This is a genomic window from Aequorivita antarctica, from assembly GCF_007997155.1.
GTDB classification, from domain to species: Bacteria; Bacteroidota; Bacteroidia; order Flavobacteriales; family Flavobacteriaceae; genus Aequorivita; species Aequorivita antarctica.
In genome coordinates this window covers 30,515-42,264 of sequence record NZ_VORT01000002.1, presented here as the reverse complement: position 1 = coordinate 42,264, position 11,750 = coordinate 30,515, and the positions used below count along the sequence as shown (strand labels likewise).

The window sequence follows — 11,750 nt, the reverse complement described above, 5'->3', positions numbered from 1 at the left end:
AAAGGTACGAAGACGCCGAAAATATTACAGCATAGGCTGCAATACTTGTAGCATAGTTTGCATTTTATTTTGGGTTTCATTCCATTCATCCTGCGGTTGTGAACCCAATGTTATGCCGCCGCCCACAAAAACATGGGCGATATTACCTTCAATTTTCATACATCGAAGATTTACCATTAATGAAGCAGACTGACCATTTTCAAGAATTGGCCCCAGGAATCCTGTATAAAACTCGCGATTATATCCTTCATTTTCAAGTATAAACTCATTTGCAAATTTCTGTGGACTTCCACAAACAGCCGGTGTTGGATGTAGTGCAGCAGTAATTGTGGTCAATGTAGCTTTGCCGTTTTTTAGAACCCCAGTAATGTCTGTCCGGAGGTGCAACAAAGATCCCGCCTGATATGTAAACGGATTGGAAACTTTCAAAACAGAGGTAACCCGCTGCAGACTATCAATTATTACATCTGTTACCAGTTGTTGTTCGTCTAGTTCTTTCGACCCCCAAAATACGGGCACTCTATTCGTAAAGGGCTGTGTGCCTGCCAACGCCATTGTTTTGAAGGAATTGTTTTCAATTTGCACCAGTGTTTCCGGTGTGGCACCACACCATAATCCAGTGTTGGGATGGTACCATATATATCTAAAAGCAGTGGGATACGATGAAAATAGTCTTTCTATAAGTTTTTCAATGGAGAAATCTTTCAACTCAAAATCTTTTTGACGAGAAACAACAATTTTATTCGCACTTCGCTTTTTTATAGCTTCAATTGCTTTATCGACTAATTTAATGTAGCTTTCTTTCTCTTCTATATCGTCTGAAACAGTAACTGAAGTCAATTCAATATTGTGATTTATGAACTCACATTGCAAACTTTCAGAATCATTTTCAGGAATAAAAAAAGTGGTGTCTTTATAATCAAAAGGAGCAAAAACAAAGCCATTTTCTGTAAGCTTATTAACAGTGCACAACTGCATATCTTTTTGAAAAAAGGCATTCATGCTATTGCTTTCGGGTAATGAAAAAACGACAAAAGGCAAATTTTTGCTATGATGCTTTAAAAGTTTTTCGATCAGTAGGTTATAATCCATCAATTCTTTTTTGGTAAGGTAAGGGTTGTAAGCTTTACGAGCGAGACGAGCTCTCCTGCTTCATTTGTAATTTTTATTTGCCAGAGCTGCGTGGTTCTTCCTTTGTGAACAATAGTAGCGTGGGCATAAACATAGCCGTCACGGACGCTTTTAACGTGGTTGGCAGCTATTTCAATTCCGCGTATAACAATTTCATCTGAATTCAAGAAAAAGTATGCGCCGGCACTGCCCACACTTTCTGCCAAAGCTACAGAAGCTCCACCGTGCAAAACACCATCAGGTTGATGAATTCTTGGGGTTACGGGCATTCGAGCAACAATGAAATCATCACCTACTTCAGTGAATTCTATTCTCAAGGTTTCCATTAGGGTGTTTTGGCACATTTTGTTGCAGCCGGCCAAAATTTCTTCGTTGGTGTACTTCATTCTATTCGTTTACATTTGTAAAAGTACAAAATTGAATTCAACAAAATGAGCAACGAAAAAGAAGCTTCCTACAATACTACAAATACCTATTCCACCCTAAATACTTTAACTGAGAAAACTAAAAATGTTTGGATGGTTTTCCACGGAATGGGCTATTTGAGTAAATATTTCATCAGCTATTTTTCAGAATTGAATGCTGAAGAAAATTTCATTATTGCGCCGCAAGCCCCTTCAAAATATTATCAAGGGAAGAATTTTAAACATGTGGGTGCGTCCTGGCTGACCCGAGAAAATACTATCACAGAAACCCAAAATATTTTGAATTATGTAGATGCGGTTTTTGGAAAGGAACTTTCTGACGTTAAACCTAATTTAATTGTTTTGGGCTACTCGCAAGGAGTTTCCATTGCTATGCGCTGGGTTGCAAGCCGAAAAATTCAGTGTGATACATTGATACTCCATTCCGGGGGAATTCCAAACGAATTACAAACCCAAGATTTTGAGTTTTTGAAACCTACTGCACAAGTAATTTATCTCTACGGAAATAAAGATCAATACATAACCGAAGCCCGAGAAACCGAGGAAAAACTAAAAGGTAGCAAACTCTTCCAAAATCGTTTAAAAATTGAGGTTTTTGAAGGAATTCACGAGGTTAACAGAGAATTCTTACTGAAATTTTCAAATTGATTTAACATTTATTGTGCATTTCAACGAATAAGTTTGTTCTTTAACTTGTTTTGCCGTTCTTTTACTTCGCTTTAAAAAAACAATAGCCCCAAACTATGAAAAAGGCGTTACTAACCGGTGGATTTCTGTTCATAGCTACTTTAATGGTAGCTCAAGTGAGCAAACAAGAAAAACAAGTTCTTTTAGATTTTTATTCAGCGACCAATGGGCAAGCTTGGAACATTACTTGGAATTTGGAAGAGCCTGTGTCAAATTGGTATGGTGTAACGGTGGAAAATAATACGGTAACAGACATCCATATGTTATTCAACAATGTTGATGGATCACTGCCAGCATCTTTGGGCCAATTAAAGGGCTTAAAGAAACTAGAACTTTCCTTCAATCCAATTTCAGGGAACATTCCTGCAGCATTGGGCAATTTGGAAAACTTGGAAGTTTTGGCATTAAATGGCACTGAAATTCAAGGAAACATTCCCGCTGAATTGGGTAAACTTTCGCATTTAAAACAATTGCATTTAAGTAGTAACAAATTAAGCGGAAACATTCCTGAAAGTTTGGGAAACCTTAATGAAATTGAAGTCTTCAATGTTTTTGATAACGATCTGTCGGGAATGTTGCCAACGCAACTGGCCAAATGTCCAAACCTAAAACAACTAATGGTTGCAGAAAATAATTTTAACAACCCCAATGATTTTTCAGTAGTGCTACTGTCTAATTCTGGAGCTAATATAGATTTACTCAACACCTCCCCACATATTGAACCCGTCCGATCCATAATAGCTGTGGAACGGGACGAATCTGAAGATTAACACTATTCTATTTCCTCATTTCCAAACGGCCCGAAAGGGCCGTTTAACTTTTAAAATCACGTTAAAAAGCATAATTTATCGCCAAAAGACATTGCCAACTTAGAAAATAATAGTAGATTGCGGTCAGGTCTTTGAACCTAGTGGCCCCCACCCACTTCAAAGACCCTAAAGCTTAATATTTGGTTAAAATAGCTTTTAAATCGAGCGACCTTTTTAGGTCGCTCTTTTTTTTATTTAAAATGAAATGCAGTAGCTTAAAAATTTCAATGGGAAATTTTATTATTTTTGAATAAGCCCATTGTTTTTCAAAATCTCTTGCTATGAGTACAACAAAAATCACTGTAGAAAGCACGGTAAACGCTGGACCCAAAAAGGTTTGGGAATACTGGAACCAACCCAAACACATTACAAACTGGAATTTTGCCAGCCCAAATTGGCATTGCCCAAAAGTCACAAACGACCTACGTGTGGGTGGTAAACTTTCTTCTCGGATGGAAGCCAAAGACGGCAGTTTTGGGTTTGATTTCAATGTAATATATGATGAAGTAGTGCCACAAAATAAAATCAGTTATACCATGGAAGACGGAAGAAAATCCACCACCACTTTTGAAGAGCTTGGTGGCAAAACGAAAGTAATCACCACTTTTGATTCTGAAAGTGAAAACCCTTTGGAAATGCAGCGCAGTGGTTGGCAAGCCATTTTGGATAATTTTAAAAAGTATACGGAGCATAATTGATTATAAATAACTCAGATGAATATGCTTTCTGTTTCCTCCATCTTTTAAATAATTCATTTTTAGTTATATTTATACAATGATATTAACTTCCAAATCATCATTGGTAAAATACGCAAGCTTCCTATTCATTATTTTATTATTCGCTTGCCAAGACAAACCAGCTTCCATATCAAAAGATAAAATAGAACCAAGCATTAGTGATACTTCAATCGTTCTTTTGGGAACCATCCAAGATGGTGGCTCCCCGCACATTGGCTGCAAAAAGGAATGCTGTAAAAACCTTTTTAAAAATCCCGATCCAGACAGGCAAGTGATTTCTTTGGGACTGTTTGACAGTTCCACCAAGAAGAAATATCTAATTGATGCTACCCCAGACATTACAACACAAATGAAAGCTTTAAAAAACTTTAGTGTGCAAAGCGATACCGAACTCGCGGACGGTATTTTTTTGACCCACGCACACATGGGCCATTACACTGGGCTAATGTTTTTAGGAAGGGAAGCGACAAATTCAAAAAATGTACCGGTCTATGCAATGCCGCGGATGAAGACTTTTCTGGAAAACAATGGACCTTGGGGTCAGCTTGTTAGTCTGAACAATATTTCTATAAAATCTTTGGAAAATGAAGAGCCTGTGCAACTTTCCAGCAAACTAGAAATCACACCCTTTCTCGTGCCACATAGGGATGAATATTCCGAAACAGTTGGTTACCGTATAAAAGGGCCAAACAAAAGCGCCCTGTTTATCCCGGATATTGACAAATGGGACAAGTGGGATAAAAACATTGTCGAGGAAATTAAAAAAGTGGATTATGCCTTTTTAGACGCCACCTTTTACAGCGGCGAAGAAATAAGCGCTCGCGATATCTCTGGAATCCCCCACCCTTTTGTTATTGAAAGCATGGAACGCTTTAAAGACCTAAGCCCAAATGAAAAAAGCAAAATAATCTTTATCCATTTTAACCATACCAATCCGTTGATTGATTTTAATAGCGAAGAGGCCAAGAATGTTTTGCAGCAAGGCTTTCGGGTTGGGCAGATTGCTGAGGTTTTTAAATTATGATGTTCTTTTAATTTTAAAAAATACCTAAACAAAAAAAACCGCAACCCTTTCAGGTTGCGGTTTTGCATAAATCTATAATAATTTTGCTTGTAAAGATCCCGAATCGACTTCGGGATAAGCGATTCGCACATTTCCGCTTAATGCGAAAAAGGCTCTCTGCTTACTTCACTTCTTCAAAATCTATCCTTCGGCTTCGCTCAGGACAGGCTACTTGACTTCTTCGAAGTCTACGTCTTCAACATCGCTGTTTTCAGATCCGCCTTCTTTGCCGCCTTGCTCTGCTCCTTTTTCGGCATCACCAGCTGGGGCGCCTTGGCCATCGGCTTGGGCTTTGTACATTTCTTCAGAAGCAACTTTCCAAGCTTCATTTATTTTATCTAAAGCTGGTTGAATGGTTTCAACTTCCTTGGTCTCGTAAGCTTTTTTCAGTTCTTCCAAAGCATCTTCAATTGGTTTCTTTTTATCGTCAGATAATTTTTCACCAAACTCTTTTAGTTGCTTTTCAGTCTGGAAGATCATTCCATCAGCTTCGTTCAACTTTTCTACTTTTTCCTTGGCAGCCTTATCGCTTTCAGCATTTGTTTCAGCATCTGCTTTCATCTTTTTGATTTCATCTTCGGTCAATCCTGAAGAAGCTTCAATACGGATGTCTTGCGTTTTGTTGGTAGCTTTATCTGTAGCGCTTACTTTAATGATACCGTTGGCATCAATATCAAACGTTACTTCAATTTGTGGCGTACCGCGTTGTGCTGGTGGAATTCCGTCCAAGTGAAAACGACCTATTGTCTTGTTGTCATTCGCCATTGGGCGCTCTCCTTGCAATACGTGAATCTCAACACTCGGCTGATTATCTGCCGCAGTAGAGAACACTTGGCTTTTCTTGGTAGGAATGGTTGTGTTGGCTTCAATTAAATGAGTCATTATACCTCCCATAGTTTCAATACCAAGAGAAAGTGGTGTTACATCTAAAAGTAGTACGTCTTTCACATCTCCGGTCAATACACCACCTTGAATAGCAGCACCTACGGCAACTACTTCATCTGGGTTTACACCTTTGTGTGGTTTTTTTCCGAAGAACTTCTCAACAGCTTCCTGAACTGCAGGAATACGGGTAGAACCACCTACAAGAATTACTTCGTCTATATCGCTTTTGCTCAAACCAGCAGCTTTCATTGCCGTTTCGCAAGGCTTCATTGTTCTTTTTACCAAATCATCAATCAATTGCTCAAACTTTGCACGAGTCAAAGTTTTTACCAAGTGTTTTGGTCCGCTGGCGGTAGCCGTAACATATGGCAAGTTGATTTCAGTTTGCGTTGCGGAAGAAAGTTCAATTTTTGCTTTCTCAGCAGCTTCTTTCAAACGTTGCAATGCCATTGGGTCTTTGCGAAGATCAAAATCTTCTTCAGCCTTAAACTCGTCTGCCATCCAGTTGATAATTTTCTGGTCAACATCATCACCACCTAAGTGTGTATCACCATCGGTAGCAAGTACTTCAAAAACGCCATCACCTAATTCAAGGATACTAACATCGTGTGTACCACCACCAAAGTCAAATACTACAACTTTTTGGTCTGTACCTTTTTTGTCAAGTCCGTACGCAAGTGCCGCAGCAGTTGGTTCGTTAATGATTCGCTCTACTTTAAGACCGGCAATTTCACCTGCTTCTTTAGTAGCGTGGCGCTGGCTGTCGTTAAAATATGCAGGAACGGTAATTACCGCACGGGTTACTGGTTGTCCCAAATAATCCTCAGCGGTTTTCTTCATTTTCTGAAGAATCATCGCGCTCAATTCCTGTGGCGTGTATAAACGACCGTCTATGTCAACACGGGCGGTATCGTTGTCACCTTTCACTACTTTATAAGCAGCGCGTTCCGCTTCAGATTTTGATTCTGAATACTTGTTCCCCATAAATCTTTTAATGGAGCTAATGGTCTTTGTAGGGTTTGTAACGGCCTGACGTTTTGCAGGATCACCTACTTTAATTTCGCCGCCTTCCACAAATGCAATTACGGAAGGGGTTGTTCTTTTTCCTTCGGCATTAGGAATAACCGTTGGCTCGCTACCTTCCATTACGGCAACACAGGAGTTGGTTGTACCTAAGTCGATTCCAATTATTTTACTCATATCTATTGTTTATTGTTATTAATATAATTATTTATTTCTGAAATTTTTATTTACATTCTGTACAAGACAATGATTGTGCCAGCGGAAAGATTATGACATGATGGCAGTAATTAAGTCGAAATTTTATTTCGTAGTTTTATGGCACTTAAAACATTGTTTTTGAAAAAAGAATTTATTAAAATAAGTCCTGTAACGGTAGGCTTAGCTTCGGGACTCTATCCCTTCCTTTATAATTATTGGTCAAATTTCACATTGGTAGATTCCTTAAGTCAGCTATTATTTTTCGTGGTATTCTTTTTAGTTTTTCCTATTACGGTAAACATTATCCTGAAAATTTCTTCAAAAAAATCAATCTTCATTTCCAAAAACTATACGTTATTATTAACGCTTTCAAACCTAATAGGCTTTGCCACATTTATTACCTTTAGTATGGTAGGGGCTAAGAAAAAACTTATTCTTTTAATTATAATCCTTACCATTGGACTTGCATTTCTATTAAAAAAACATTTAAGCAAGGTTTTATTAATTGAATATTCACTTGCAATAATTGTAAGCGTTCAATTAATCTATTATGTTAATAGTAATATTAATTTTTCTTCAGAGTGGAAGCAACTTCCCGATAACATTGCGGAAGCTTCCTTTAAGAAAAAACCAAATGTTTATATTATTCAACCCGATGGTTATGCCAATCCAAGCAGTTTAAAAAAGGAACCTTACAATATTGACAATAGTGAGTTTGAACGTTTTTTAACTGAAAGAGATTTCAAGATTTATCCCAACTTTCGAAGCAATTATTCCAATACAATTACTTCCAACAGTTCGTTGTTTGCAATGAAACATCACTTTTACAAAAACCCGAAGCCAAACACGAATGAACCATACGGATTGCGCAAAAGTATTGCGGGCAATAATGCGGTTGTGTCTATCTTCAACAACAATGATTATAAAACATCCTTAATCATTGAGTCTCCATACGTTATTGTAAACAGGCCCACCCTGGGCTATGATTATTGTTCCATTTCTTATAAAGAACTTTCTTTTTTATCTCGTGGGTTTGATATGGCAGTAAACAGCCTTGATGAAATGGAAAAGGCTCTGGAAGAAAATAAAGATCAAGCTAACTTTTATTTTATAGAAAAGATAATTCCAGGGCATATTTCGGTCACAAAAAACCAATCCAAAGGCAAGGAGGAGGAAAGAAAAGTTTACATTGAAGACTTTAAAAAAGCAAATATTTGGCTACGCGAAATGATTACCCTAATAACTAAAAACGATCCTTCCGCATTAGTGGTCATTATTGCTGACCATGGAGGATATGTTGGTTTAAATTATACTGGCGAACGTCGTAAAAATTTAACCGACCCAAAGCTTATCAATTCTATGTTTACTGCTATGCTCGCCATAAAATGGCCCAATAATGAAGCACCTCATTTTGATGACGAACTTAAAACCAATGTCAACTTATTCAGAGTTTTATTTTCATACCTCGCGGAAAATGATGCTTACTGCAACTATCTTGAAAATGATGAAAGTTTTTTAATCATTAACGAAGATGCCCCTTTTGGGGTATATAAAGTAATTGATGGAAACGGAAACATTGTTTTTAAGAAGGTTTCTCTTTAAAATTTACTTATTACTACCAACTTTAAGAAGCTCTCCCCATTGCGTCGTATAACGCGGACTTCGTTCTTTTTTGATAAGTTCCCACTCTTTCACGCGCGTACCTACCAAACCTGAAGAAATGGTTGCCTTTCCAAATTTCCGGTTGATGGCGTCAAAAGTTTTGATAAGCTTATCATTGTTCAGTTTTGAAGGCTGGTGAAACAAATTGCCCTGCACGTAATCTTGGGGAATAATGCCAGTAAGGTTCACTCCTACTTTCTTGTAGCGATAGCCAGGTTTATAAATTTCAATTAAAGCTTTTCGCGCAACCGCAATAAGTTTGAAAGTATCGTTTGTTGGAATATCCAGAGTTATCGTACGACTGTTGGAATATTGTTTGTCTACATTACTGTGATAATTGGTTACAATAAAAACCTGAACATAGGTAGCACAGGATTTTTGCGCACGCAATACTTCGCTCACTTCGCTGATGTAATAAGCGCAAGCTTCTTCAATACGTTCTAAATCCGGCAATTTTATACCGAAGGATTTTGCGGTGCCTATTCCTTTTTTAGGAGGCGGTTGTATTACAAATTTATTACACGGTTCGCCTTTCAGCTCTCGCCAAGTGCGCTCGCCCACTACGGTCATTTCTTTGCGGACCCACTTCAGTGAGATCTCGGTAAACTGGAAAGCATTATAAACACCTATGTTTTTTAATCGCTCTGCGTGTTTTCTGCCAATACCCCATACATCGCCAATCTTGCACCATTTTAGCGCCTCAATTCTTTTTTCTTCGGAATCGATGACAAAAACGTGGTTGTTTTCTGTGATTTTTTTGGACATTTTGTTGGCAAGCTTTGCCAATCCTTTGGTGGGTGCAATGCCTACGCCTACTGGTAATCCTGTGTTTTTGAAGATAGTGTCTTTTATTAAATGTCCATATTCATTCAATGAAACATTTTTCATCCCCGAAAGATCTGCGAAAGCTTCATCAATACTATATACTTCTACATTTGGGGAAAACGTTCCGAGAATGTTCATCACCCGCTGCGACATTTCGCCATAAAGCGTATAATTTGAGGAGAAAAAGTTCACTTTATGTGCCATCAATTGATCTTTTATCTTGAAGACAGGCTCGAACATTGGAATGTCTGTAATTGCCTTCGCCTCTTTGTTTGCGGCAATTATACAACCATCATTGTTGCTGAGTACCACGACGGGTTTTCCCAAAAGATCGGGGCGGAAAACCTGCTCGCAGCAGGCGTAAAAGCTGTTGCAGTCTACCAAGGCAATCATCGGGCGTAATGGATTATATAGGTAATAATTCCCCAAACGGTGAATTCTTCTTCAGTAAAACCAAAAGGTATGCGGCGCATTTTAAATTCCCCATCCTGAATAACCAATGCCAAAACGTCAAAATCTGGTGATAATGATCGGTCAATAATCAACACATCTTTATTGAGAATGTTGTGTTCTTTAAAAGCGTCTCCATCAACCCGTACAAAAAAAGTAGCGTCGCGGTTCACAATAAGTTCTTGATTCAAATCAATGGTGGGTTCTAAATAATGTGTGGCAGGGCTTGCAAAACCAGTCTGTTTTGAAACACCTGGCTCGTGCCTACTTTTTACTTTTGTGAGTTTTCCTGAAGTGAAGGTTTCCATACTTCAAAAATAGGAATATTTCCTATTATTTGGAATATTTCCAATATAAATTATAAACAATTCCTTGTTTCCTTTTAGCAAGATCCCTTAAAATTTCTTAGGTTTGAATTAAGATAAAATTTATGGAAAGCATCAGTGTTTTTGACATGTTAAAAATAGGAGTTGGTCCATCCAGCTCCCACACATTGGGACCGTGGCGTGCTGCGCTACGTTGGATTGGCGAATTGAAAGAAAAAAATCAATTCGAAGATGTTGTAGAAATTTCAGTGGACCTTTATGGCTCGTTGTCTCTTACCGGAAAGGGTCACGCAACAGATATTGCTTTAATGTTGGGGCTTTCAGGCTTTGACCCGGTAACTTTTCCTATTGAAAACATCGAGAAAGAAATTGATTTTATCACTTCGGAAAATAAACTGAAGCTGAATGGCGAATTGAAAGTTCCCTTTTTTCCGAAACAAAACATCATCTTCAACCGAAAGTTTTTAGAGTTTCACCCCAACGGAATGACTTTTACGGCAACATTGAAAGATGGTTCCAAAAAATCTTCATCGTTCTACTCCATCGGTGGTGGTTTCACTGTGAAGGAAGAGCGGAAACGCAAAAAAATAAAAATGGCGAAATTTGCTCTGTTTCCCTTCCCTATTGAAAAAGGAACTGAACTTCTAGCATATTGCAAAGCCGAAGGCAAAAGTATATCTGAAGTAGTTTTCGAAAATGAAAAATCACTCAGAAGCGAAGCTGAAATAAACGACGGCTTAAAGAAAATCTGGGATGTAATGCTCGATTCAATGTATGTTGGCGCCCATACCGAAGGCATCTTGCCAGGCGGACTCAATGTTACACGAAGGGCTTTTGACATGAACAAAAACCTTATTGGCGATAACAAATATACAAATGCAGATGAATGGATTGCTGCAATAAGAAACACCGAGGTGAAATTTCGACAAATCCTGAAATGGGTTTCGTGTTTTGCACTCGCTGTAAACGAAGTGAATGCTTCCCTGGGTCGCGTAGTTACCGCGCCAACCAACGGAAGTGCAGGCGTAATTCCTGCCGTGATGATGTATTATATGGTAATTGAAAACCACGACGCCAATTTTGAGGATGTCCGTAAATTTTTGCTCACTTCGGGTGAAATTGGTAGTATTTTCAAAAAAGGGGCTACCATTTCGGCGGCGATGGGCGGATGTCAAGCCGAGATTGGCGTTTCCTCCTCAATGGCTGCTGGTGCACTTTGTGAATTGATGGGCGGAACCCCCGAACAATGTTTAATGGCTAGCGAAATAGCAATGGAACATCATTTGGGAATGACTTGTGACCCGATTGCAGGTTTGGTACAAATTCCTTGTATTGAACGCAATGCGATGGGTGCTATAAAAGCTATAAATGCGTGTGAAATGGCTTTGGATAGTGATCCTTCAAAAGCAAAAGTACCATTGGACAAAGTGATTGCTACTATGTGGGAAACGGCGAAAGATATGACTTCAAAATATAAAGAAACCAGTGAAGGTGGATTAGCGGTTCAGGTGAATATTAGCGACTGTTAG

Annotated in this window: 11 protein-coding genes; 6 read left to right on the top strand and 5 right to left on the bottom strand. The window is 38.5% G+C overall.

Features of this window, described 5'->3' with window-relative positions; all coding sequences use genetic code 11:
* Nucleotides 1-24: 24 nt before the first annotated feature.
* Together ESU54_RS02760 and ESU54_RS02755 are read right to left on the bottom strand one after the other, a co-directional pair.
* Nucleotides 25-1,092, bottom strand: a complete 1,068-nt coding sequence (locus tag ESU54_RS02760; RefSeq protein WP_111845542.1) for an isochorismate synthase — start codon at nt 1,090-1,092, stop codon at nt 25-27.
* A complete protein-coding gene (locus tag ESU54_RS02755; RefSeq protein WP_111845543.1) occupies nt 1,092-1,517 on the bottom strand; it encodes a PaaI family thioesterase in 426 nt (141 codons plus the stop codon). Before ESU54_RS02755 ends, ESU54_RS02760 begins: the two co-directional genes overlap by 1 nt.
* A 45-nt stretch (nt 1,518-1,562) precedes the next feature.
* Between ESU54_RS02755 and ESU54_RS02750 the strand changes: the two genes are divergently transcribed.
* From ESU54_RS02750 to ESU54_RS02735, 4 genes are all read left to right on the top strand, one after another.
* Nucleotides 1,563-2,204, top strand: coding sequence for an alpha/beta hydrolase (locus ESU54_RS02750; protein ID WP_111845544.1), 642 nt, complete (start codon nt 1,563-1,565; stop codon nt 2,202-2,204).
* A 95-nt stretch (nt 2,205-2,299) separates the two neighbouring features.
* On the top strand, nt 2,300-3,013 hold the full coding sequence (locus ESU54_RS02745) for a leucine-rich repeat domain-containing protein (protein ID WP_111845545.1): 714 nt from the start codon (nt 2,300-2,302) through the stop codon (nt 3,011-3,013).
* A gap of 320 nt (nt 3,014-3,333) precedes the next feature.
* Nucleotides 3,334-3,750, top strand: coding sequence for an SRPBCC family protein (locus ESU54_RS02740; protein WP_111845546.1), 417 nt, complete (start codon nt 3,334-3,336; stop codon nt 3,748-3,750).
* A 76-nt stretch (nt 3,751-3,826) separates the two neighbouring features.
* Complete coding sequence (locus tag ESU54_RS02735; RefSeq protein WP_111845547.1) at nt 3,827-4,813, top strand: MBL fold metallo-hydrolase; 987 nt, start codon at nt 3,827-3,829, stop codon at nt 4,811-4,813.
* 207 nt (nt 4,814-5,020) lie between these two features.
* On the opposite strand, the gene dnaK is transcribed toward ESU54_RS02735, so the two are convergent.
* On the bottom strand, nt 5,021-6,937 hold the full coding sequence (dnaK, locus tag ESU54_RS02730; protein WP_111845548.1) for a molecular chaperone DnaK: 1,917 nt from the start codon (nt 6,935-6,937) through the stop codon (nt 5,021-5,023).
* A gap of 159 nt (nt 6,938-7,096) precedes the next feature.
* On the opposite strand from dnaK, the gene ESU54_RS02725 reads away from it, so the two are divergent.
* Complete coding sequence (locus ESU54_RS02725; protein ID WP_146744033.1) at nt 7,097-8,560, top strand: hypothetical protein; 1,464 nt, start codon at nt 7,097-7,099, stop codon at nt 8,558-8,560.
* A gap of 3 nt (nt 8,561-8,563) precedes the next feature.
* On the opposite strand, the gene ESU54_RS02720 is transcribed toward ESU54_RS02725, so the two are convergent.
* Together ESU54_RS02720 and ESU54_RS02715 are read right to left on the bottom strand one after the other, a co-directional pair.
* Nucleotides 8,564-9,838 carry a Y-family DNA polymerase gene (locus ESU54_RS02720; RefSeq protein WP_111845550.1) on the bottom strand — a complete coding sequence of 425 codons (1,275 nt, stop codon included), beginning with the start codon at nt 9,836-9,838 and terminating at the stop codon, nt 8,564-8,566.
* Nucleotides 9,835-10,203 (bottom strand): S24 family peptidase, encoded by a 369-nt coding sequence (locus ESU54_RS02715; protein ID WP_111845551.1) that lies wholly within the window; start codon nt 10,201-10,203, stop codon nt 9,835-9,837. Before ESU54_RS02715 ends, ESU54_RS02720 begins: the two co-directional genes overlap by 4 nt.
* 122 nt (nt 10,204-10,325) lie before the next feature.
* Here ESU54_RS02715 and ESU54_RS02710 point away from each other — a divergent pair, with 122 nt between their 5' ends.
* Nucleotides 10,326-11,750, top strand: coding sequence for an L-serine ammonia-lyase (locus tag ESU54_RS02710; protein WP_111845552.1), 1,425 nt, complete (start codon nt 10,326-10,328; stop codon nt 11,748-11,750).

Coding starts and splice junctions, on each gene's coding strand:
- ESU54_RS02755 (WP_111845543.1), bottom strand. CDS start 1,517: ATGAAGTACACCAACGAAGAAATTTTGGCCGGCTGCAACAAAATGTGC.
- ESU54_RS02740 (WP_111845546.1), top strand. CDS start 3,334: ATGAGTACAACAAAAATCACTGTAGAAAGCACGGTAAACGCTGGACCC.
- ESU54_RS02710 (WP_111845552.1), top strand. CDS start 10,326: ATGGAAAGCATCAGTGTTTTTGACATGTTAAAAATAGGAGTTGGTCCA.
- ESU54_RS02735 (WP_111845547.1), top strand. CDS start 3,827: ATGATATTAACTTCCAAATCATCATTGGTAAAATACGCAAGCTTCCTA.
- ESU54_RS02750 (WP_111845544.1), top strand. CDS start 1,563: ATGAGCAACGAAAAAGAAGCTTCCTACAATACTACAAATACCTATTCC.
- ESU54_RS02715 (WP_111845551.1), bottom strand. CDS start 10,203: ATGGAAACCTTCACTTCAGGAAAACTCACAAAAGTAAAAAGTAGGCAC.
- ESU54_RS02745 (WP_111845545.1), top strand. CDS start 2,300: ATGAAAAAGGCGTTACTAACCGGTGGATTTCTGTTCATAGCTACTTTA.
- ESU54_RS02760 (WP_111845542.1), bottom strand. CDS start 1,092: ATGGATTATAACCTACTGATCGAAAAACTTTTAAAGCATCATAGCAAA.
- ESU54_RS02720 (WP_111845550.1), bottom strand. CDS start 9,838: ATGATTGCCTTGGTAGACTGCAACAGCTTTTACGCCTGCTGCGAGCAG.
- dnaK (WP_111845548.1), bottom strand. CDS start 6,937: ATGAGTAAAATAATTGGAATCGACTTAGGTACAACCAACTCCTGTGTT.